20 protein-coding genes are annotated in these 24,605 nt (G+C 44.3%); 18 read left to right on the forward strand and 2 right to left on the reverse strand.

What is annotated here, in order from left to right:
• The 16 genes from L2W36_RS15895 to L2W36_RS15970 all read left to right on the forward strand — a co-directional run.
• The coding region (locus tag L2W36_RS15895; protein ID WP_329605678.1) for a GNAT family N-acetyltransferase at window positions 1–306 on the forward strand (306 nt) is incomplete at its 5' end.
• A gap of 64 nt (window positions 307–370) precedes the next feature.
• Entirely contained in the window at window positions 371–616 is a 246-nt protein-coding gene (locus tag L2W36_RS15900) for a Rho-binding antiterminator (protein WP_236110569.1), read from the forward strand.
• A gap of 69 nt (window positions 617–685) precedes the next feature.
• On the forward strand, window positions 686–1,138 hold the full coding sequence (locus L2W36_RS15905) for a DUF3291 domain-containing protein (RefSeq protein ID WP_031495862.1): 453 nt from the start codon (window positions 686–688) through the stop codon (window positions 1,136–1,138).
• Window positions 1,138–1,914, forward strand: coding sequence for a phosphotransferase family protein (locus L2W36_RS15910; protein WP_236110570.1), 777 nt, complete (start codon window positions 1,138–1,140; stop codon window positions 1,912–1,914). The genes L2W36_RS15905 and L2W36_RS15910 overlap by 1 nt, the downstream gene beginning before the upstream one ends.
• A 178-nt stretch (window positions 1,915–2,092) precedes the next feature.
• Window positions 2,093–2,476, forward strand: coding sequence for a hypothetical protein (locus L2W36_RS15915; protein ID WP_236110571.1), 384 nt, complete (start codon window positions 2,093–2,095; stop codon window positions 2,474–2,476).
• A 46-nt stretch (window positions 2,477–2,522) separates the two neighbouring features.
• Complete coding sequence (locus L2W36_RS15920; RefSeq protein WP_124941109.1) at window positions 2,523–2,912, forward strand: MAPEG family protein; 390 nt, start codon at window positions 2,523–2,525, stop codon at window positions 2,910–2,912.
• A 387-nt stretch (window positions 2,913–3,299) separates the two neighbouring features.
• Entirely contained in the window at window positions 3,300–3,749 is a 450-nt protein-coding gene (locus tag L2W36_RS15925; protein WP_124941110.1) for a YHS domain-containing (seleno)protein, read from the forward strand.
• A 12-nt stretch (window positions 3,750–3,761) separates the two neighbouring features.
• Window positions 3,762–4,037 (forward strand): hypothetical protein, encoded by a 276-nt coding sequence (locus L2W36_RS15930; protein ID WP_198557770.1) that lies wholly within the window; start codon window positions 3,762–3,764, stop codon window positions 4,035–4,037.
• Window positions 4,038–4,243: 206 nt separating this feature from the next.
• Window positions 4,244–4,771: a PH domain-containing protein gene (locus tag L2W36_RS15935; protein ID WP_236110573.1), complete on the forward strand. Its 528-nt coding sequence runs from the start codon at window positions 4,244–4,246 to the stop codon at window positions 4,769–4,771.
• A gap of 50 nt (window positions 4,772–4,821) precedes the next feature.
• Window positions 4,822–5,451 (forward strand): DUF1349 domain-containing protein, encoded by a 630-nt coding sequence (locus L2W36_RS15940; protein WP_236110575.1) that lies wholly within the window; start codon window positions 4,822–4,824, stop codon window positions 5,449–5,451.
• 136 nt (window positions 5,452–5,587) lie between these two features.
• On the forward strand, window positions 5,588–5,899 hold the full coding sequence (locus L2W36_RS15945; RefSeq protein WP_236110576.1) for a GFA family protein: 312 nt from the start codon (window positions 5,588–5,590) through the stop codon (window positions 5,897–5,899).
• Between the two features lie 159 nt (window positions 5,900–6,058).
• Entirely contained in the window at window positions 6,059–6,769 is a 711-nt protein-coding gene (locus tag L2W36_RS15950; protein ID WP_236110578.1) for an HAD family hydrolase, read from the forward strand.
• A 193-nt stretch (window positions 6,770–6,962) separates the two neighbouring features.
• Entirely contained in the window at window positions 6,963–7,715 is a 753-nt protein-coding gene (locus tag L2W36_RS15955; RefSeq protein WP_124941115.1) for an SDR family oxidoreductase, read from the forward strand.
• A 10-nt stretch (window positions 7,716–7,725) separates the two neighbouring features.
• On the forward strand, window positions 7,726–8,127 hold the full coding sequence (locus L2W36_RS15960) for a DUF1801 domain-containing protein (RefSeq protein ID WP_124941116.1): 402 nt from the start codon (window positions 7,726–7,728) through the stop codon (window positions 8,125–8,127).
• A 196-nt stretch (window positions 8,128–8,323) separates the two neighbouring features.
• Window positions 8,324–8,791, forward strand: coding sequence for a 2TM domain-containing protein (locus L2W36_RS15965; protein ID WP_006072362.1), 468 nt, complete (start codon window positions 8,324–8,326; stop codon window positions 8,789–8,791).
• A gap of 77 nt (window positions 8,792–8,868) precedes the next feature.
• Window positions 8,869–9,270, forward strand: coding sequence for a GNAT family N-acetyltransferase (locus tag L2W36_RS15970; protein ID WP_165483448.1), 402 nt, complete (start codon window positions 8,869–8,871; stop codon window positions 9,268–9,270).
• Window positions 9,271–9,331: 61 nt separating this feature from the next.
• Here the strand turns inward: L2W36_RS15970 and L2W36_RS15975 are convergent, their stop codons facing one another.
• Window positions 9,332–9,520, reverse strand: a complete 189-nt coding sequence (locus L2W36_RS15975) for a hypothetical protein (protein ID WP_006072365.1) — start codon at window positions 9,518–9,520, stop codon at window positions 9,332–9,334.
• Window positions 9,521–9,597: 77 nt separating this feature from the next.
• Here L2W36_RS15975 and L2W36_RS15980 point away from each other — a divergent pair, with 77 nt between their 5' ends.
• The gene (locus L2W36_RS15980; protein ID WP_236110580.1) at window positions 9,598–10,203 is read left to right on the forward strand and encodes a nucleotidyltransferase family protein; all 606 of its coding nucleotides are present in this window, start codon (window positions 9,598–9,600) and stop codon (window positions 10,201–10,203) included.
• 19 nt (window positions 10,204–10,222) lie between these two features.
• Here the strand turns inward: L2W36_RS15980 and ggt are convergent, their stop codons facing one another.
• Complete coding sequence (gene ggt / locus L2W36_RS15985) at window positions 10,223–11,992, reverse strand: gamma-glutamyltransferase (protein ID WP_236110582.1); 1,770 nt, start codon at window positions 11,990–11,992, stop codon at window positions 10,223–10,225.
• Between the two features lie 447 nt (window positions 11,993–12,439).
• Between ggt and L2W36_RS15990 the strand changes: the two genes are divergently transcribed.
• A complete protein-coding gene (locus L2W36_RS15990; protein ID WP_236110584.1) occupies window positions 12,440–24,571 on the forward strand; it encodes a VCBS domain-containing protein in 12,132 nt (4,043 codons plus the stop codon).
• The last annotated feature ends 34 nt before the right edge of the window (window positions 24,572–24,605 follow it).

The following is a 24,605-nucleotide window of genomic DNA, read 5'->3' on the forward strand; positions in this document are numbered from 1 at the left end:
TGGCTTCTTTTCTTTCTGCTGGTATACGAGACAAAGTTTACTCAATACCGCCCATACTGGTTAAATTTTAACAGTGACAACAATCCTGCCAGAGGGGGGATCTCTAAAATCATGCTAACGCAGTTAATCGAATTATCTCGAACGCGATACTTTGCGACGCAGTTGTCACTCGCAGTTTTTGCGCACAATCGAACAGCGAGGCGTTGTTATGAAGCGTTAGGCTTTAACGTCATGTCTCGTGAAACAGGGACAAGATCCTATGATGGGGTGGTTTGGGACCTGCTTCGAATGGAGAAGCAGCTATAAAAAGCGCCTTCTAGCAATATATAACTAGGGTAATTTGGTGGGTTAGCAGTTCTGAGGTTAACGAATGATAAGTTGTAGTGACTACGATTATATTGAAATAGCGTGTATGTATCGTTATCAGGTTAAATTAACGATGAAAGTGGGTCAGCCACTAGAAGGTATTGCATTGGATACAGCGCGAGACGAGAGCAACAATGAATGTCTGAAGCTAATTGCTAAGGAAACAGATGTTCTTGTTATATTAGATGAAATCAATAAGTTAGAGGTATTGGTAGATAACCCACATTTTTCTGAAGTCGTCTTTAAATGATGTTTGAACATCAATGGGAAAAAGAATGGTGTTAGCTATCAACCGTATGCATTCCAAGGAAAGGAATTTATGAAACTGGCACAACTAAATATCGCATTAGCAAAATATCCGCTCGATGCTCCTGAGATTAAGGAGTTCGTTGATAACTTAGACTTGGTCAATGGCATTGCAGAAGAAAGTGAAGGCTTTATTTGGCGTCTAAAAGATGACAGCGGTGATGCGACCAGTATACAACTCTTCGATGACCCCAACATGATAGTAAATATGTCTGTTTGGGAGTCGGTAGATTCGCTTAAAAACTTTATGTTTAGAACACACCATAGAGATTTTATGCGCCGCAAAGGTGAATGGTTTCACCGGCTTGCTGAGGATACCTACGTGTTATGGTGGATTGAAGACCACCACATTCCATCAACAGAAGAAGCTTTGGAACGATTAGCGTATCTAAGAGCGAATGGTGATAGTCCCTACGCGTTCACGTTCAAGACTAATTATACGCCGCTCGATATTAAGACTAAGTAATGAAGTCGCAAGATTTATCGAAGATGGGAAACGCCCAAGTTATCCTTTGTGAAGGCGGGGGAAGGCCCTATATCAATAAACGGAATGCGTCCCCCGTTGAAGTTGGCTTCTATCAATATGCAGCACCGGAACTTAAAAATGTGCAGACGCCACAACTAATTAACGTAGATGGCGACGATTTATTCATTGAGCTAGTACCAAATAAAGTAACTTTAGAGGAATTACAGCAATCTAGTGGTACTTTTGAGCAGTTGTCACACATTCATCAATCCTCATATATTCCTACATTTGAGGTAAAACAGCATGCTTGGTCGTTACAGGATACAGAATTTGCTTTTCGAGCTTTGTCGCTACCTAGTGAAACACAAGATGCACTCTTAAATATCCAGACTTTGTCTTCAGAACTATTTGAGCATCGTGGATTAGTATCTGGCGACACTAATGATGGCAATTGGGGGAGAAGGGATAATGGTGAGCTCGTTCTCTTCGATTGGGAGCGATTTGGTTTCGGTAGCCCTGCTATCGATCTTGCGCCACTAGTTAAAGGGTTGGGTACGCGCTCAGACTATCGTGCAGTCACAGATAAATACTTAATCTACAATTCTTCTATTTCCGCAGAAATGCTGGAAAAGCATTTAGTAATAGCGAAAGCTTGGATAGTGATTGAGGTGACTAATCTTTTGATTTGTCGTCGAAACCATGAGGCTCAGAAATACATCAACTGGTTTAATGGTAACGTTCCTGATTGGTGCCAAAAGGTGGTGACATTGTTGTAATGGATAAGCCGATTAAGTGGACTTTGTTCTAGTACCTTTAATGTGAACTCTACAGTCACTAAAGTAGATTACCAACACTTTACCTAAATATGCTGGCGTGAATCTAGTCGCAATACTAGACAGCAATCTGCTTATCAATGGGCGATTCATAGAACATGGCAACTAGGAGGAAAGTTCTATGAAACGTACAATCGAATTTGTTGGGTTACAACGAGCGTGGAAGATGGGTCTGTCTTCGTTAGTCGGAGGGGTTACGGCCGTATTAGTTGTTCACTTTGTATTTTCAAATGAACAAAGTGCTGTGGCATATGCAAGTGCCTTTTTTGGTGCGGTATTTCAGGTTTTAATCACGATCAGAAACAATGAAAGTCACCTGACTGCTGATAATGAAGATGTCTACCTTTACGATATACCAGCGGCATTAAGGTATCAAAAGTCGCTATTGGGCAAACCCTATATTAGAGTTACTTCTCTAACCCAGACTGGTTATCATAGAAAGAGGGTGTTCCAGTCTTGGATATCAGAAGAAGATTGGGACTTTATGTTGAATAAATGTACATGATAGGTCCCACAAAGGGCTGTAGGACAACCTTTACAAGGATTAGAACTTGACGACATTAGTACTTTGTTTAGTTATTGCGGCACTACTGCCTTATCTAGCAAAAATGCCTCTTGCAGTCGCAATGCATAGAGCTGGAGGTTACGACAATAAAAATCCCAGAAAACAGCAAGCAAAACTCAAAGGGTTTGGCGAGCGTGCTTTAGCGGCACACCAAAATGCTTTCGAATCTTTGATTGTATTTGCCATTGCAATACTGCTGGCCATTGCAACGGGAACCATTAATGAGACCGTACAGTTTTTAGCGGTAGTGCACATCGTATTTCGTGTTATTTACAACATTCTTTACTTGCTCAACAAAGCCACGTTACGTTCTTTATCTTGGGCTGTTGCAATAGGTTGCTCTTTTGCGATTATGTTGCAGAGTATGCCTAGTTGATGGCAGGTTATTTATTAGGCCCATTTCTTCATTTAGTGCAACTCATAATGGGATGTGGTTTAGTCCGATGAATTTGAAGTGTGTCGAAGTATACGAGCGGTTAGCGTAATCCTCACCAAATAGGCATCATAATGTTCTAAGCAACAAGTAGAGGCCGACATGTCGAAGTTTGAGTTCATTCAATTGCATCTTATTGAAAAAGGGGTACCAAAAGATTTAACCAAGCCACGTCTTTTTGTTTGTAGGAACCTCTTAATGGTTGCAGGTATTTGTTACTTTACTTCGCTAGGCTGAGTTTGACGGATTAGTACTTTTAAATTATCACGTGAATGAAATCTTTCGCTGCTTTCTCAGTTCTTTATCTATGGTGATAGAGGAGGGTGCGTTATGAAATACTCAGCAAGATTGTTTTCGATAATACTGATGTGGTTAAGTTCGTGGACTTATGTTTATGCACTGGAACCCACCTATAGTGATTTTTTTGGCAAAGCGATAAAAGGTTATGACCCAGTTGCTTACTTTACGGTAGGTAAACCACTAAAAGGTGATAGTGATATTACTTATGAGTGGAATGGCGCTAAATGGTACTTTTCGACACAGGAAAACCGGCAGCAGTTTGTTTCTAACCCAACAGCTTATGCGCCTCAATACGGCGGATACTGCGCGTGGGCTGTAAGTCAAGGCTACACGGCTAGCATCGATCCTAATGCTTGGTATATTTTCGAGAATAAGTTGTATTTGAACTATAGCAAGTCAGTTCAAAAAAACTGGCAAAAGGATATTAGCGGGAATGTACAAAAAGCTGATTTAAATTGGCCTGAATTACTTAAGAACTAAATTGAGGGAAAAATGGATTTTGAGTTTTATAACAAAGGTGATAGTTACACTTACCTTTGTATAGAGTCAGCAACGTTCAAAGAAGAGTCTACTCAGTTAATCAAACAAGGTTTTGTCGAACAATCGTTAATTATCACAGTAGTATCGGCAGAGGAAGCCGAGGCTATTTACAAAAGTGAGCACCAAGGTTTCTTAAAGAAACTGTACATGCTGATATCTTCGATTGGATTGCAATCTCAAGCACTAACTCTCCCAGCCCTACCAAAGGATTGCTACTCTTCTATTTGAAATCATTCTGATACTTGCATCTTGTGCCTGTCAGATTCTAAGAAGGTGGAAATAAATCTTAACCTAATTAAACGCTGCTATATAAATAATTGTTACTTGAAAGTGACGCTCTAACTGATGGACGATAAGGCTACAACGGAAAGCACTGCAAAGAACAATTCTAGGAAAAGAGAACTGGCGGTTTTACTAACACCCAAGGAAGAAGTATGCACATTATTCAACGAGCACTTGAGCCAAGAGAGAAGTTGATTTGGTCAGGGCAGCCAAAGCAGGGAATCGTATTCCGACGTACCGACCTGTTTCTGGTTCCGTTTAGTTTACTTTGGTGTGGTTTTGCGATTTTTTGGGAATTTACTGCGTTTAACTCGGGAGCGTCGATTTTCTTTTTACTGTTTGGTGGGGTGTTTGTCGTTATTGGTTTGAACTTTGTACTAGGTCGTTTTTTCTGGGACTCCTCTCAAAGGAAGAAGACATTTTATGGAATTACCAATGAGAGAATCATCATAGTTGATGGCTTTGTGCAGAGGAATATCACCTCATTGAACATCCAAGCGCTTCCTGAGGTCAGTTTGTCGGAGCGTTCTGATGGATTAGGAACCATCTTACTGGGCTCGCAAAGTGCGACGCAACGCGGAATGACTCTATCAGGTACACCCAAAGGTGTACCCAAGTTAGATTTAATTAAAGACCCCAATTATGTTTTCAGTATTATACGTAGCGCTCAGAAACACTGATACTTATTGGTATGATAGGGCCTACAACAAGAAAGCAGTAGAACTTAACAATGATAGATTTTACGACAGCGAAATGGTTATACAAACCGAGGAACAGTGAGGTAACTAAAGGGTCTGTATCAATAACCACAGATCCCGAGACGGACTTTTGGCAGCGGTCTTACTATGGCTTCAGAAATGATAACGCTCCAGCACTACAACTTGAGACAACTGAGAATTTCACTTTCACTACGAAAGTACAATTTGACTACCAAGCTCAGTTCGATCAATGCGGTTTAATCATTTATCTAGACAGCGAAAACTGGTTTAAAGCTTCGATTGAGTATGAGAATGAAGAGTATTCAAGGCTGGGCAGTGTTGTGACAAACCTAGGTTATTCTGATTGGGCAACGTCCGATATTCCATTGCCAAACGAGGTTTGGTATCGCCTAAGTCGTCGTGGTCCTGACTTTCTCATTGAGTCGTCATTTGATGGACAAACCTTTAAGCAAATGCGGATTTTCCATCTTCATCAATTGGGTGAGACGACGGCTGACATGGGGAAATCAAATCCACCTTTACCTGCCCAAACTCCAGTGACATTTGGTGTTTATGCTTGTAGCCCTTTGCAATCTTCATTTACCGCTAGATTCACTGAATTGAATATAGAACCATGCAAGTGGTTAGCTCACGCTGTTTAATGGAGTGGAAAAGCTAACATAAGGAGATGTTATGACAAAGACAGTAGCTGGTGGCTGTTTGTGTGGCTCAGTGAGATTTGAAGTTCAAGATAGCTTTGAGAACTTTTACTTTTGCCATTGAGAGCAATGCCGCAGGGTGACGGGTTCTTCGCATGCTTCAAATGCGATTACCCATAAAAACAACATAGTTTGGACTATAGGTGAAGAGCTGACTGTTCGATTTGACCATCCGAGCGGTGCATTCACTAAGGTATTTTGTTCACGCTGCGGCTCGGGTCTACCTCATGAATCGCAGAACGGCAAGGATTTGGTTGTTCCTGTGGGCAGTTTGGATACTGCACTCTCTTTGTCTCCCAATGCTCAGATTTTTTGTTCCGAAAAAACGGAATGGTTTCGTAAGGGAGTAGGCGCCCCGGAATATCTTGGCTTTATGACAGAAGAACATTAGTGTATTTGAAGCGTTTACGAGGAAGGTATGGGTAATACTGCGTATCAATCTGTCCTTTTCTGCGATACCTCACAGTCATCAATATATAAACCATTAAAGTAGAGCGCTGAAACCAACTAACCTTCTGATAAAATTAAAAAATTAGGTGATTTGAATATAATGAAGTTAGACGCAATACTCTGGGATTATGATGGCACGTTGGTTAACTCTGTGCCAAAGAATATTGATATTACCAAAACGATTTTATCGATAGTCGCACCACACCTATCAAACGAGAATTTACCGAAATACTTACTTAGTGAAGACTTGTACCATGAAGCGAACCATGGTGCTAAGAATTGGCAAGAGCTATATGTTGACTACTATGGATTAACACACGAAGAAATGCTTGTCGCTGGAGGAATGTGGGCTGAGCATCAGGAGAAAAACCAAACGGAAGTTTCTCTGTTTAATGGCATTCAAGGTGTTATCGAGCAATTCTCAAATATTCCCCACGGCATCTGCTCTCAGAACTCTCAAAACAACATTCGTCGTGTGCTGAAAAATCACGGGATAAATTCGCCATTTAAGTCGGTTGTCGGTTATGACGATGTTCCTGATGGAAGCCAAAAACCAAATCCTTATGGCGGCATCAAATGTGTAGAGTCCATTTTGGGAAGCAAAAATGAACAATTGCTGATGTATATCGGCGATCATGAAGCAGATACGCAGTTCGCTCGTAACTTGCAGAAAGAACTAGGGACAGGTTCTAAGGTCATCTCAGTTGCCGCAGCTTACAGTCGTTCAGAGCCAGATGGATGGCTAGCCAAGCCTGATTATGTTGCCCATAAAGTTGAAGATCTACTTCAAATAATTGGGAAATATGCGTAACGGTATCAGAAAGAAACTTCGACGCACTTCGGGTAATCGGCAATAACTATCGGTGATTGTACTTCGTATCGCAGGCTGGTTAACACTGCTACGACTCATTTGTGTTGCTGTGTTTGGTGGTATGCCCAAGTACTATTTCTTTAATGTGTTAAGGTAATGGACTCCAAGATGCATGAAGTCGGGATTTAGTCGTATGGATAAGAATAAAGCAGTATTGATTACTGGTGCGGGCCGAGGTATAGGAGCAGCTACCGCCACACTTTTTGCAAAGAAAGGTTATGCGGTATGTATTAACTATAGGTCTGACGTAGGTTCTGCTTCGGTTTTGGCTGAAAGTATACAAGCGCAAGGAGGGCGATGCATCACTGTTCAGGCCGATGTATCTGATGAAAATGAAGTTCTGCGCTTATTCTCGACCGTCGATCGTGAATTAGGAACACTATCGGTGTTGGTAAATAACGCGGGTATTTTAAAACCGCAGACTCGCTTAGAGGATATGTCCGCAGACAGAATCAACGCCATACTAACAACGAATGTCACTGGTTATTTTCTATGTGCAAGAGAAGCGGTCAAACGAATGTCGACGCGCAATGGTGGTAGCGGCGGTTGCATTGTAAATGTGTCGTCTGGAGCAGCGCGTTCAGGCTCACCAAATGAGTATATTGATTATGCCGCGTCTAAAGGTGCAATTGATACCCTTACTAAAGGGTTATCGTTGGAAGTGGCTTCAGAAGGTATTCGAGTGAACTGCGTTCGTCCGGGGCTGATATATACGGATATGCACAGTGATGGTGGGGAGCCAGGGAGAGTTGACAGGCTCAAATCGGTTCTACCGCTTGGTAGAGGTGGTCAGCCGGAAGAAGTGGCAGAAGCGATATATTGGCTTGCATCGGATAAATCCTCCTATTCAACGGGTAACTTTCTCGATTTAGCTGGTGGCTTATAACGGGGTTTTCATGGACAAATCTGTCGAAGAAAAATTCAACCAATATCCGAATGAAGTGCGTTCACGGATGCTCGAACTCAGGACGTTGATCTATCAAGTAGCTAAAGAGCTTGAGCTTGGTGAAGTAAAGGAATCGTTGAAATGGGGAGAGCCGAGTTATTCAGTTGAGGGAGGGAGCCCAATACGCATAGATTGGAAACTTAACACTCCTACTCAATACTATTTGTACTTCAACTGCCAATCGAAGCTTGTTGACACCTTTAAAGAGCTTTACGGAGAATCGCTTCAGTTCCAAGGTAATCGCGCTATCATTCTATCTACTTCAAAACCACTCCCTTCAATGATTAACCAATGTGTCACTTTGGCGTTTACTTACCATAACGTTAAACACTTGCCATTATTAGGGCAGTAAAGTAGTAGCAAAGCGAAAAATAAGTAACTTGTATTGTGTGTCACGCATTGTTGTCTAACTTGGCTATATCAGAAGTCAGAATGTAATTTTTAAGTATCTGATAACTAAAGAGTGTCATAGCGGTGACAGATTGCTGTCGTAACGATTTTAGCTCCAAGTAAGTACAGTTGTTTTGCAACAGCAGAAAGGATAAATGATGATTATTAGAAAACTCAGATTACAACGTGGTTGGTCTCAAGAACAATTAGCTGAATTAAGCGGATTAAGTATAAGGACGATTCAGAGAATTGAGCGAGGGCAAAAGCCGGGTTTGGAGTCCCTAAAATCACTAGCTGCTGTATTTGAAACAACCATCACTGAACTACAGCAGGAGCCTAAAATGACCAGTAAAGTAGAGATCACTCAGGAAGAACAGAACGTTATCGATCAGGTAAGATCTATCAAAGGTTTTTACTCTCACTTAATGACGTATGTGTTAGTTATGACGTTACTGTTTACTATTAACATTGTCACGGACCCTAGCTATATTTGGGCATGGTGGCCAGCGATGGGATGGGGGATCGGTATTCTCAACCACGGAATCAATGCGTTTGAACTGTTTAGCTTCTTTGGTCCTAAGTGGGAAAAGCGACAAATTGAAAAGCGTCTCGGAAAAAAACTGTAGAAATGAAACAAGTGACAACACAACCCTTAAATAGCTTTCCAGCTACATTTCAAACGCTTGAAGTTATTGAACCCGCAATGTTGAAAGAACTAGAGCGACTATTTCAGCTTAGTTGGAGTGACTTTAGATTTGATGTGGAACGTAAGGAGGGCATTCCAAACCCTATTGCGGCGTTGAAGGATGGAAAGCTGATAGGTGGGCTCGCGTTTACTTTATTTTCGTCTCCGGAAGACAGTGGCAGCGATAAAAATCCACCTAATGTAATTTGGCTTAATGCATTGTATGTTGATGAAACTTGGCGAGGTCAGGGGGTTGCTCGCCACCTCATCGACTGTGCAATTCACCTGATGTCTAATGCCGAACAGAAAACTCTGTTTGCTTATACTGATGTGCCGTTGATGTATCTACATCTTGGATGGAAAACTATCGACTCTGAATGTGATGAGAATCATCAAGTGGTAGGAGTGGAACTTACTTAGTAGTTAGAGTGCTTTATTTTCGATGCTGGTAGACGTAATAGAGGCTAACCAGCATCATGGGTTATTTGTATCTTGCCTGTTTTAGAAGACCAATCAGTTCATCTTCGGTGTTTGGTGTTCTTTCTAGTTTTAGTTGTGGTGAACTGCCTCCCCAAAGCATATAGGCTGTATCGGTACAGTGATCGTGATGAAACCATCTGCCATCGATACAAATGTCGGTATAGCAGCGCGGGTCCTTTTTTAATTCCATAATGCTTGTCTCCTTGTGTTTAACACCTTTACAACATAAAACTAATATCAAATTAATAATTTGATTTAAATCAATGAATGGCATCTTTTAATAATGCTCGTGGTGATATAACTCGTATGCGAAACAATCCAAATGAATATCTTGAAAAATTGACCAAGCTATTGGTACAAGATGAGAACCGAATTCAGTTGCTCCAAACCGTTCAGGCACTTTCAAGGTCTTCCTATCGGCTTTATGTAACCGCGGGTTTTGTTCGAAACTTAGTTTGGGATTCACTGCATCAGTATCAATTTTCAACGCCATTAAACGATATTGATGTGATTTACTTTGATGATCAGGTGGAGGGGCTAGAGATACAGCGAACTATCGAAAAAGAGCTATCTAAGCAACACCCTCGCTATCATTGGCAAGTCAAGAACCAAGCGGTAATGCATACTCGTAATGGCGACAAACCATATAAAAGCTTGCAAGATGCGATGTCTTATTGGCCTGAGAAAGAAACCGCCATAGCCGTTAGGCTGCTCGACAATGACCAAATCGAAATTGTTCACGCTTTTGAACTGGAATCGTTGTTCGAGGGGGACGTGACTTATAACATCAAGCGGGACTATCAGATATTTCTGAATCGCGTGAATGAGAAGCAGTGGTTAGAAAAATGGCCTAAATTGCATTTAAGCACTTAGGCCATTCATAGCAAGATGTCTATTTACCGAGCGCTACTCCTTCGCGTCTTGGGTCAGCGGCACCTTCTAAACCTGTTTCAGTAATTCGTATTGCGTGCAGACCAGAGTTGAGATCTCTCTTATTAACGCTATAGCCCATTGCTTCGAATTGCTGTGCATAGTCCGCCAGAGGCGTGTTTATTTCAACATCCATGGCACCGAAACGGTTAATCATGCGCGGTTGGTCAATGGCTTGTTGAATGTCCATTCCCCAATCCACGTGTGCAATGATGCTTTGCGCCACATAGCCAATAATTCTGCTGCCGCCGGGAGAGCCGATAGCAAGGTAAGGCTTATCGTCATGCATGACGATAGTCGGTGCCATTGAAGAACGTGGGCGTTTATTCGCTTCCACTCGGTTAGCCACAGGTTTACCATCTTTGTTGGCCACAAATGAAAAGTCGGTAAGCTCATTATTTAATAAGAATCCAGCTGCCATGACACGCGACCCGAATACGTTTTCAATGGAAGAGGTCATGGATATAACATTGCCTTGCGAGTCCACAATATTGAAGTGCGTTGTAGACGGAAGTTCTATGGCTTGATCTTGTGCCAGTTGAACGGTTTTTACTGCGGGTGGAGAGCCAGCGGATACTTTTTGCAGCGCTTCGTTTGGTGTGATGAGCGCGCTTCTTTCAGCGATATACTTTTGATCCAGCAGTCCTTTCACTGGTACATCGAAGAAATCGCTATCGGCCATGTATAGACCGCGGTCAGCAAATGCTAGCCTTGAAGCATCTGCTAAAATTTGCCAACTGGTTGGGTTATTACTTCCCAGCTCATTTAATTTGAATGGTTCGGTTAACATCAGAATCTGTCCCAGTGTTAGCGCGCCACTACTTGGAGGGCCCATGCCGCAAACATCGTATTGCTTATATGGGGCGCAGACGGCTTGTCGATTCTTTACTTGATAGTTAGCAAGGTCGGCCAGTGAAAGTTTGCCTGGATTGCTTGCTGCTTCCTTTTGAACGGCGTTGACTATCGCTGTAGCTACGGAGCCTTTGTAAAAACCGTCACTGCCTTTTTCTGCAATAGTTCTTAAGGTTTGTGCGTAGTCAGGGTTTTTTAGCAAGGTTCCTTGTGTTTTTGGGGTGCCGTCCTTATTGAGGAAATAAGCGGCTGTTGTTGGGTGTCTAGTAAGAAAATCGACATCATTCTCAATGAGCATCGACAGTCTTTCGCTGATAGTAAAACCTTGCTCGGCTTTTTGAGCGATAGGCAACACCACTTCATCCCAATCAAGAGCACCGTATTTTTGATGAACGTCCCAAAGCAGTTTGACTGTACCTGGCGTGCCCACCGAGCGACCACCTACCACTGCGTCATAGAACTTAAGTGGTTTTCCGTTCTTATCAAGAAATAAGTCACCATTGGCAGCTGATGGTGCTGTTTCTCTACCATCATAGGTGGTTAACCGCTGCTTTTTCGAATCCCAGTAGACAAGAAATGAGCCGCCGCCAATGCCACTTGATTGTGGCTCGACTAAACCTAGCATCAGCTGCACGGCAACCATGGCATCAACAGCGTTGCCACCGCGAGCTAGAACCTCAGCGCCAGCTTGTGTCGCTTCAGGGTTGGCTGCGGTTACCATCCAGTCTTTTGCTTTGACGAGTTGTTTGTCGCTCGTCCCGGTTGCCATTTCTGGTGCAAAGGCATCCGCCGCTTGTTGCGAAGCGTGTACACTGGATGAAGCGAGTAAGGCACTAATTGTAATCGCAATTAGTCGAGAGGTGGGCGCTTTAACTGACATCTGACTTCCTTATAATAGTGGGGTTAATTACCTGTTACCACAGTCTTTTTTACGTTCCTGAAAAAGATAATTCCTAATTCTAGTCTATTTATGTGCACTTGCTTCCGAAACTTACTTTGCTGAATTGAAGCCAAATAACACTGCTGTCATTTTCAATGATTATTGTTTTTATGTATGCGTCTATGTAACAAAGAGAGGTAAGAAATGCTCTTTATAATGAGTCGACAGCTAAGTGATGCAACAAAACGGGCTTGTTACTACTTGATGATAGCGGTACTTATTGTCGTCTACATTAGCCTGATTTGTTTTGCTGACTTAGACCAACTTGTAATGAAACTTTTGTTTTGATTCTATATAGAAAAATAAGCAAAACCGATAAGAATAATTAGCAAATTCTTCATCCATATCCTTAACTTTATGAAAGAGTTAGAAGTTAGGAATGGACGAATGACGGATAAAAAGAGTGATAAAGCGAAGACCCAAAGCGGCCAGAGTATAAAGGAAACTCTACCCCAAAAGACCGTTAGCCGTAAGAAGCAGCAAAAAAACGAAAAAAAACGTCGCCTTTTTAGTACCTTGCGATACCAAGTCGGTCTACCTCCTGCTTTAGCTCTGATATTACCTTCTCTAGCCACTAGACATGCAAGCGCTCAAGGTAATGAAAACTCGTTACGCCCAACTAGTCATCCAACCACAGAAGCACTGCACCATGGTGAGTCTTCTGATACCGATACTCATCACATAGGTGCAAGTTTACAAGAGTCAGAGCTTGTAAACGCTGATACAAACGAAGCTAGAGACGCTCATATTGCGTCAAGTGCGAGATTGGAATTGCACCATTATAAAGTTCACGCCTACACAAACTCTCATTTATTGGCTACCAATAACGTTAACCAGTCCTCAGAGCCAACTTCTTCGCCACGCAATACTTTAACTGGCTTTCAAGACTATCTACACCAACCTTTTTCACATCAGAATGCACCGCAATTTATCAGGCCTGAAATTTCTAACCAACAATTACAGGTCAAAGAAGATGAGCAACTGGTGCATGGTCAATTGATTGCGACAGACAAAAACACCAATGAAACCATAAGTTTTGCTACAAATACTCATGTGGATGGCTTAACACTGAATCCAGATGGTACTTACACTTTTGATCCGACGGATACCGCCTATCAGAGCTTGAAAGAGGGCGAAGTTAAAGAACTGACAGTACCAGTAACAGTGACTGATTCCGCAGGACTGACATCTCATGCAAACTTCGTTATTCAAGTCTCGGGTACTAACGACATCCCTAGTGTTATAGGTCAAGTTTCTGGTCACATTCAAGAAGACATCAATGTTGACTCCTCTGGTTTACTTACCGTTGCTGGACAAGTTCAAGTACAAGATATTGATCATGGTGAATCGCATACTTTAGCGGAAGTCATAAAAGGGCAATTTGGGACATTAACTATTGATGAACAAGGGCACTGGCAATATCAAGTTGATAACAGCCTCAATGCAATACAGCAGCTTTCTTCTAAACAGCAAATTACTGAAACAATATCAATCCATACCGCTGACCACACAAGTCAAAATATCCAAATAGTTATCGGTGGGAGCGATGATAATGCTGTCATTTCTGGGGTCGACTCTGGTGTAGTCGTAGAAGATTTGCATGTCAAAAATGGCAGCATAAAGACACAGGGCGACCTAACGGTTGTCGATACTGACTTAGGTGAAGCACACTTTGCTTCACAAGTACTTGTTGGTCAATTTGGTAGTTTGAGTATTGATGCGAATGGTCATTGGAGTTACGAAGCTAATAACCTACAAGCCGCAGTTCAACAATTAGGTAGAGGTGATGAGCTACATGAAACGTTTACTGTAGCATCGGTCGATGGAACGACTCATGAAATAAAGATAGAAATTGATGGTGTTAACGACTTGCCGGTAATGACGAGCCAGTCGCAGCCGGTTAAAGAAGATGGGGCGGTTTTCCATGGTCAAATGGTAGCCACTGATGTTGACCAAGACTTACTGACGTACACCACTTTAAACCCAATTGATGGCCTGACATTCAACTCAGATGGCAGTTATACCTTCGATCCTAGTCATGCCTCGTACCAACATTTAGCAGTTGGCGACACAAAGACTGTGAAAACCACTGTCATTGTAACTGATACTGCGGGTGGGCAAGATCAAAAAGAGCTGTCCTTTGTTATCGAAGGAACTAACGATAAGCCGACAGTAACTCCAATAACCGCTCAGTTCCATGAAGACCAGTCTCAACACCTTGACATCAACTTATTATCCCAAGCTCAAGATGTGGATGGTGACGCGCTAAGTGTGGGTAGCCTTTTTCAAGTTAAAGTGAATGGTCATATAGAGAGGCTTCCTGACGGTTTTGGCATAGTTAATGGTCATTTGCAGGTTGACCCATCAAGTTCTACATTCCAGCATCTTGCGCAAGGTGAGGTTGCGACGTTTGAGCTGAGTTACAAAGTCACGGATAGTCACGGAGCTTCAACGCCTCAAAGTGTCACTGTAAAAATTGTTGGTACCGACGATAAAGCGCAGCTGGTTTCGAGCTCAATAAATATCGGTGAAGCTGTTGCCGAGCACACCTATCACGGCACTTCTATCAAAGGAGCTCTTCAACTAACGGATATTGATACTACCGAGAATCCTCAGTTCGTCGATATGATCTATCAATCTAGCTCTCGATTGGGTTCTCTTGCGCTACGTGCAGATGGGCACTACGAGTACTTTCTTCAAGGTAACTACTTCGGTACTGCCAATGCTCAAAAAACGGTGGCAGCACTGAAGCCTGGTGAGAGTATCACCGAAACCTTCAATGTGAAGACCGCCGATGGGCAAACAAAACCTGTCACCGTGACCATTCATGGTGAAGAAGATAGCGCTCAGATTGTTGTTAATTACGGTACGACAGACAATCACTTACACGAAGACTCGATGACGTCTCCGGCATACCCTTCAGAGCTATTTGCAACGGGTATCGTTAAGGCTATTGACCCTGACCATGACGACGATCAATTGAAGCCTCAAACATTAGTGTCGGCCCACGGAGGTCACTTCACGGTGACAGAAACGGGCATGTGGCAGTACCACATTGACAACAGCTTGCCTGCGATTCAGCAGTTGGGCAAGGGGGAGAGCTTCCAAGAGCAATTTACTGTTGAATCAAAAGATGGTTCTGCGCAAAAAGTCATTATTGTGACGGTACATGGTACCAATGATGATCCTGAAGTTTCCTCGACAGTGACATTGCCGCCTGGTAATGAAGACAAGCCTTATATCATCAGTAGCGCCGCCTTGCTTGCCAATGCATCGGATGTAGACGCAAATGATGCGGGACATCTATCAGTGTCCAACCTTATTGCACTCAAGGCAGACGGTTCTTCCGCTGGCACCATTACAGATAATCACAATGGTTCGTTCAAATTTACCCCAGAACTCAACTATAACGGACCAGTGCGTTTTAGCTACGAAGTCCATGATGGACATGGTGGAAGCGTTATCACCTCAGCGAACTCGGTACTCAAGCCGGTGTCAGATAATGCACAAATAAGCTACGCATCAACCGACCATCATTTAGCGGGAGTTACAGAAGATAGGGGGTATATCGATACCCATGATGAGCTTCACTTTGAAGGTAAACTCGACATCGTCGACCCCGATCAAGGGGAAGCGGAATTTGATATTAACTACGGCCCGCAAACCTATAACGGCATAGGCTATGATACCAAGCTTGGCGGCCATATTCTGTTGATGCGCGATGGCCACTATACCTATACGATCCGAGACCATCAGCCCCAAGTTCAGTCATTAAGTCAAGGTGAAGTGCTTACTGATCAGTGCGTGGTTCGAGCTAAAGATGGGACAACGTTTACGATTGAAGTAAATATACATGGCACTAATGATGCGCCAACACTCAGCGCACAAACACAGTCAGTGACAGAAGATGGAAGCAGTCTTAATGGACAGATGCAAGGCCGAGATATTGACCACGGTGCGACGCTCACATATTCGATAGCTCACTCTGTTGATGGGCTGACATTTAACGCTGATGGCAGCTACTCGTTTGACCCTTCTCATACTAGCTATCAACAGCTCAAAGACGGTGAGCACAAGATCATAGATATTCCGGTGACGGTGACCGATGAATATGGTGCAAGCTCGACGCAAAACTTGACCATAAACCTCCAAGGTAAAGGAGATGCCGCGGTTATTGGAGGCGTGGATACTGGTGATGTACATGAGAATCAAGCAGGGCAGGATAAGTCTCCTGACTATGCACAGCCCGGCATTGGGGTTATTGGTCAAGACTCTCTGACAACAAGCGGTCAACTGACGATTGTGGATCCTGATTCTGGTGAAAGTGAGTTTGACCCCAATGGCAAGGTGTATTCATATAGCGGTCAATATGGGCACCTACTGCTTCGACCAGATGGACATTGGGACTATGCCGTTGCTGCGGGTACTCACGATTGGCACTTAGGCTCCACCAAAACCACAGTAGGCTCAACAATCGACCAGTTGGGTCAAGGGGAAACTCTCACCGATACGGTCACCGTTCATTCCAAAGATGGAACTACTCACGATATTGTTATAACCATACATGGGGATAATGATGCTCCTTACGTTTCATCAGAAGTTACCTTGCAGTCTGGCAAAGAGGACGTCAGCCAAACCTTCACCAAGGCTGATTTGCTGGCGAATGCTGTTGATGTTGACAGTAACGATGCCGGATTGATGAGGGTCACCAACTTGCTTGCTGACCATGGCTCTATCCGCGATAACCATGATGGAACCTATACTTACACGCCAGAACTGAACTATCACGGTAAAATCCATTTCAGTTACGACATTCATGATGCCCATGGTGGTTCTACACCGACAGGTGCGTCGTTCGATCTTGCATCCGCCAATGACGCAAGTGTACTGGCTGCTGGACAAGATTCAGGTTCGGTGACAGAGGATCACCTGCGATCTGGTACCGCTGGGCAACTCTGGTCTGGTTGGACGAATTTAGATGTAACCGATGTGGATAGTGCTTCAGAGGCAGAAGTCGCTTTTATCGAAGTTAATGGTATCAAGCATGCAGTGCCAGCAGATTTTGGCATGAGCCTGGCTGCAAACCATGGTTATTTCTCAACGACACATAGCACCGACGGTCACAACAAATGGAGCTACACTGCCGATAATACTAGCTCAGAAATACAAGGACTGAAGACCGGGCAGCAGCTTCAGGACACTATGGTGCTCATCACAAAAGATGGTACTCGAATTCCAGTAACAGCGACCATTCAAGGTCAAGACGATCATGTCATTATTGACACTCCAGATGCGCTAACAGCGGCTATAGGAACGGCAGTTGAAGATATCAAAACGACTGTTGTTGGTATGCTTCAGGCGCACGATCTCGATAAGGGCGATCATGTCTCTTTTGAATTAACAGGCTCTGCGTCATCTCAAGCAGGCAGCTATGGTACCTTTTACGTCGATCCAGCTGGGCATTGGCATTATGACTTGGATGCTTCAAAAGTTGACTCATTGAGAAGTGGTGATGGGAAGGCAGAGGCATTTAACATTGTCGCTATCTCCAGTGATGGTTCCCGTGCGACTCAAAAAGTGGAAATACTCGTTAAGGGCACTGATGATGCGGCAATCATTACTGGCCAAAGTACTGGATCAGTGACAGAAGATCTTCACGTGCAAGGTGACGCAAGACACACAGTATTTACTGGTGGTGTTCTTAATGTAATAGATCCGGACATCGGTCAACGTGGCTTCCATCATACCTTGAATGCTCACGCGATTAGTGATCCATATGGCGGCAGCCTTTCAATAGACAAAGCGGGAGGTTGGGTTTACAGCGTCCCGAATGGCAACCTACAACATTTAGCGCAAGGTGAAACGAAGCACGTTCAATATCAGGTGCAAACACTTGGCGGTGACACCCATGTGATTACTGTCGATATCGTAGGTACCAACGATACACCGATTCTTGTGGCGCAAACCCAAACGGTGAATGAAGATGGTTCGCTGCTCAATGGTCAGATGCAGGGAAGTGATATCGACCACGGTGCGACATTAGTCTACTCCATTGCCAAGTCTGTGGATGGGCTAACTTTCAATGCTGACGGTAGCTACACGTTTGATCCAACCAATGCGAGCTACGACCACTTAGCGAAAGGCCAGACTCAGATTCTCACCATTCCAGTTACCGTCACGGATGAGCATGGAGCAAGCGCGACTAAAGATCTCAATATCACTGTAACAGGCACCAATGATGCAGCGCAGATTACTGGTGCTGATAGTGGAGATGTCTACGAGTCAACCTATGCCGATCGCTCTCCTGATTATCAGAGGGGTATTATTTCCCACTTATGGAATGATTCGATACATACCTCAGGAAAACTAGACATTGTTGATCATGATTCTGGCGAGGCACACTTTGATAACAATGCTCCGACCTATCAGTATTTTGGTCAGTATGGCCGCTTAATACTCCAGCCTGACGGTGATTGGTATTATCACGTTGGTGTAGGCGATAGTGCGATAGGTAGAAAAATTGATGCACTTAATACAGGCGAAAACCTAACCGATACTATTACTATCCGAAGTGCGGATGGCACGACTCATGATGTTGTCATTACTATCCACGGTGATAATGACTCGCCGTTTGCTTCTGGTGAGGTGCAACTCAATTCTGGAAAAGAGGATCAGGTACAAACGATCACTCAAGCGCAGTTGTTGGCCAATAGTATGGACGTTGATAGCAGTGATGCAGGTAAGCTGCATGTGGACAACCTTCAAGTTGATCATGGCTCTATAAGAGATAACCAAGACGGTACTTATACATTTACTCCCGCCAAAGACTACAACGGACAGATCCACTTTACCTATGATGTGTTAGATGCTCACGGAGGAACAACACACACCGGAGCAAATACTACTCTTGCTGCAGTTGACGACAAAACTACGATTTCAGGCGTTGATCATGGCACTGCCACGGAAGATGTCGCTACGCATATGTCGACCAATGTAAACATCATGGATGCCGTCGACTGGCAAGCGTTACAAATCACAGATGTAGACAGTCCGAATACACAAGTGACGGTTGAATTTGCCGGACAACAATATACCTGGGATCTGGGCAGTGACTTAGATGTGACCACTCCGTATGGTAAGTTTCAATTTCATACCTTAGTGAGTGGGCCACATGCAGGTGAACATTCATGGAGTTATATCGGAGACAACTCTAATGTTCACGTTCAAGAGTTAAAACACGGTGAATCACTTACGGAATCGATCAAGCTAATCGCCACTGACGGCACTGAATTCCCTATTACAGTTCAAGTCAATGGAACCGAGGATGGGGTCGTCATTGATTCTAAATCCGAGCTTGGTCATGTAGTAGAGAATGCTCAAACAGGCGCCTCTGTTGCAGGAAGTGTGACGGCTCATGATACGGACCTTCATGACTCTGTAAGCTGGACAGCAACACCGACAGCTGGCGTTAGTGGTCAGTATGGTTCGTTCCATTTAAGTGCCGATGGTCAATGGCACTATGATGTAGACCAGAGTAAAGCGACAAAACTAGGTGATGGAGACGAATACTGGGAGCACTTTACTATCGAGGCTGTGTCTACAGATGGCAGTAAGGTTTCGCAAAGTGTATCGGTTGTTGTTCGTGGTAATAACGATGTGCCAGTGGTGAGTGGTGAGGTGACTTTACCGTCTGGTAAAGAAGACTCGTCAATACATATTACGCAGGCACAACTTATCGCCAACGCTACAGATGTCGATTCAAACGACAGAGGTTGGCTGCACGCTCAAAATCTAACGGCAGACCACGGTAGTATTACCGCTAATTCAGATGGCAGTTTCACCTTCAATCCAGACCCTAATTACAACGGTTCGGTTCATTTTACTTATGATGTTGCTGATAGGCATGGCGGAATTGCGCATACAGGCGCAAACACGACATTAGCTGCAGTCAACGACCGCCCTGACGTTCAACCTATTACTGATAGTATCAAAGAGGACTCAACCAATAATCACTCCGTTGATCTTTTAACTGGCGCAACAGACAAAGAAGGGGATGCATTGTCTGTATCCCAAATCAAATATTCAGTCGATGGTACTACCGCAACGACTAGTCTGCCTGACGGTTTGGTTTTAGGTGCAGATGGACATTCTGTGATTGTTGATGCAACACACTCAACTTTTCAGCATCTTGCCGTAGGTCAAGCCCAGCAAGTCGTAGTAAGCTATCTTGTTAATGATGGGCATGGAGGGCAGACACCGCAGTCGGCAACTTTAACGATTGAAGGTACCGATGACAAAGCAGTGTTGACATCCAATGTTATCCAAATGTCAGAGTCTGAAGCCTTATTAAGTAAAACGTCGATTTACCATGGCAACTTACAACTTACGGATCCCGACACGGGTGATCACACTCAATTTGCCTTTAGCGGTCGATATATGGGACAAGGTTATGCTCCAGGAGATCTAACTGTTTGGCCTGATGGTTCTTATCAGTTCCGACTGGAATCAGCTCGTAATCGACATGCCGATGATTTGATCGATAGCCTTCATAAAGGGGAATCGATGGAGATCCCTTATCAGGTCAGAACCAGTGATGGTCAGAAACTCAACATCATCGTTAAAGTCATTGGGGAAGATGATCAAGCTCGTATTGTCGTTGGGCAATATTCGTCATTAGATAATCATGCTTATGAAGATAACTTGTCACCGGGAAGTACGCCAAATCAAGTGTGGAGCGGTGGCAATTTACATGTTATAGACCCCGATCATGGTCAAGCGGGGTTCGTGACTCAGAGTTTTGATACGCCAGAAGGGGGACATTTCTCTATCAATGTTCGTGGCGGATGGCAGTACACAATAGACAATGCCAAGCTACAACATTTAGGCGAAGGACAAAGCTACCAGAAAACCTTTACGGTTGAGTCGATTGATGGAACCGCTCAGCAAACCATTACAGTGACCGTACACGGTACTAACGACACTCCTGTCGTGACTTCCGCGGTGAGCTTATCTCAAGGTACAGAAGACACGCCAGTCACATTGAACGCGGCGGATTTACTCGCGAATGCCAGTGATGTTGATGACCACAGTCAGTTGAGTGTGCACAACTTGAGTGTTGATCATGGGCAGATAGTCGATAACTTAGATGGAACCTTCAGTTTCACACCAGAGAAAAATTATCACGGACAGGTACAGTTTACTTATGACGTCAAAGATGAACATGGTGCTTCAGTATCGACGTCCGCCACAATGAACTTAGCTGCCGTTAATGATGCGGCAACATTTACTGGCGATTCAGCAAGCCTTGTTGAAGATACCAACCTGCAACACAACACTCGATTTGCCGGTTCAACCACTATTCCAGATGCACTATTTTGTCGTGGAAGCCTCGTGATCTCTGATGTTGACGGACAAGGCGAAGCGGCACTAGATCTTAAAGGTCAGAACCAAATTTCGCAAGATGGTACCTATGGTCACTTCTTGATTAAACCAGATGGGACATGGGTCTATACTGCCGACAACAGCGATTCAAACATTCAAGATTTAGATAACGGCCAGACCTTAACCGATAGTATCGAGATTACCTCGATAGACGGCACTAAACATTCGATTTCAGTGACCATTAGTGGTTCGACGGATAGACCAACGATACATAGTTTCACGGACTCTGGCGTCCAAAACACGGGACCCATTGAAGGTAATCTAATTTCTGGTGTAGGCACCTCACAAGGCGCAGCGGCTGCGGCGACAGATTCAGACACTAATGCCCACCTTGTTCTTCAAGATATTCAGATACAAGACCCTGTGTTGGGGAATTACGTGGCTGTCACTCCAGGTCACCCTCATGCCATAGCGGGAATTGGCACACTGGCTATTGAAGCTAATGGTCACTACATCTTTACTCCTGAAACGGGCTTCGCTGGGAAAGTACCCAACATGGTATATCGAGTCGGAGACGATGGCGGTACCCCAGTTAATGATTCCTCGCAAAATACGCTATCCATAGAGGTTAAGCCGCCAGCTCAACATGCACCAACGGTGACACCACAAACGGTCACAAGCGATGAAGACCAAAGTCATATTTTCACCGCAGCAGAGTTTGGCTACCAAGATGCTGATCATGATGCACTAAACCACATCACGATTACTCAGTTACCTTCCCACGGTCTGTTAACCTTGAATGGTGTGGCTGTCACTGCCAATCAACAAGTTTCTAAAGCAGACCTAGACGCGGGTCATTTAACCTTCACACCAATACAAAATCAGAGCGGCGCTAATTATGCGCATTTTGAGTTCAGTGCGAATGATGGCCATCAAGACTCAGTGGGTGCATCCATGGTCATCGATGTGAACGCGATCAATGATGCGCCGACGGTTGGTTCAAGCTTTACCAGTTTACTGGAAGATACACCTCACAGCTTTACCAAAGCCGACTTCAAATACGCAGATGTTGATGGGGATTCACTGCATCACATTACCATTACCAGCATCGCTCATGGTTCACTGACACTCAACGGGCAGGCAATTTCTGTTGGTGATGACGTCGCCGCTGCGGATTTGGCTTCATTAATCTATACCCCAACACCGAACTACCATAGTGTTAATACGAGTGGCTTAGGGGGCATTAGATTTACGGCAAACGATGGGCATACTGACTCTAAGCCTGGAATGTACCTAATTAATATTGTCGCAGTTCCTGACCCAGCAGTATTCACAGGTGATTCAACGGGTCGAACTCAAGAGGATCTTCACACCCAAACAGCTGGGGTCTTAAATGTGGCTGACCCTGATGGCACGCAAGGTTTTATTGCGGTGCAAGGCGGTGTGGGTATTGTCGGCAGTAAAGGATATGGGCATGCGCATATTGATCGTAGTGGACACTGGACCTACAACCTTTACAACCAGCACCCCGTTGTACAACAGCTTAAGCAAGGCGAGACGGATACAGAAACCATTACAGTCCAAGCAAAAGATGGCACTACGCATGGCATAGTGATAACGATCACCGGAACCAATGACGTCCCTACGGTTTCAGAAAAAGTGCTACCAGGTCAAAGTACCAGCAGACACGTGGTGACCGAAGATGGCAACTTAATCTCAACCGGACAACTGACGACTCAAGATAGCGATGGGGATACGCTCAGTTTGAGCCTAGATCCAAGTCATGGTGCGAGTTATGGTTCGGTACAACTAGATAGTCATAGTAATACTTGGACATATCATCTCGACAATGCTAACTCACGCGTTAACGCGTTAAATGATGGTGATGTGCTGCACGACACCTTTACTGTGCTGGTGGATGATGGGCATGGTGGGAAAACCAGCCAACAAGTTACCATGACCATTAATGGTCATACTGACCCTGTGCCTTACACGCCACCGACAATCAGTGTGTCTGTTGATGCTCGGCATGCTCGTCATGTAACCCCAACCATAACTGCCACCACAGTCCGAGATTACGCTCACCGTATAGGGCAGTCCGCCACAACGGCGAGCGGGCACCATGAGATAAATGGGCATGGCAGCTCAGACATTATTATTGTGCAAGGGCGCTTAACAGAAGAAGCCGAACTGAAGAGTGGTAATGACATTCTTTATATCGGCGGTAGCCTGACAGACAAGGAGATTGAGGGGGGGCATGGTTCAGACACGCTAATCCTTGGTGCCTATAATCGCCAAAACGCACCACGCTTGCGTGACCATGGTGAAAAGCTCAGTGATGGGCATGAAGAGATGGAGATAGAAAGTATTGAAAACATCATTCTGGGTGATGGCACTGTACTAAAAGGGCACCTTCCTGCGAACTTTCCTGTTCAAAGCCAGGGGCATTATGAATGTGATGTAAGCATCCAAGCTCACCTGTCTTCTCATGATGAAACTGTCACGGATATCCGGATAACGCATTTGCAAACTCATGTCACTTTGCAAAGTGCTGGACATACGATTCACGCAAACCCAGATGGCAGTTACACCGTGCCTACAAACGGACATGTTACGCTGGTTTCATCTCAGCCTATAAGTGGCAGCCATCACTACTTTGCAACGGAAGTGACAACCCACAACTCAGCAACAGGGGTAAGTGCTGTTACGACTGAAGACCTTCAAGGACACACACATAGCCATATCAACCCACCGCCGCCTCCACCACCTCCAGTTTTGAATGATGAGCCGATGGACGATAACGCGGTAGCGGATGGAGAGTCTCTAACGATAATGTCTGCGCTAGGAATTAGCGATGCGACGTCGGGTAATGACGACCACCAGCAACATGATGCTTCAAACTATCTGGATAAATTAGGTATTACTCAGCAAGAGGGGCTTCAACCTATAGAGCAAAGCGCGTTGCCTGATGATCTTGATATTGTACTTGATGACGCGGAGCAGCATGATATTACGACCGAACATCAAAGTGATGTGGCGCATCATGGTACTCAAAGTGATATTGAGCACTTCCAAGATATCGATAGTGACCATCAAGATATGCAAGATCCAACGTTACCAGATGATCCGACTCGCTAACAACAAAACGCCCTTGTTCATCAAGGGCGTTAGT

This window comes from Vibrio sp. McD22-P3 (assembly GCF_021568915.1).
Lineage (GTDB): Bacteria > Pseudomonadota > Gammaproteobacteria > Enterobacterales > Vibrionaceae > Vibrio > Vibrio mediterranei.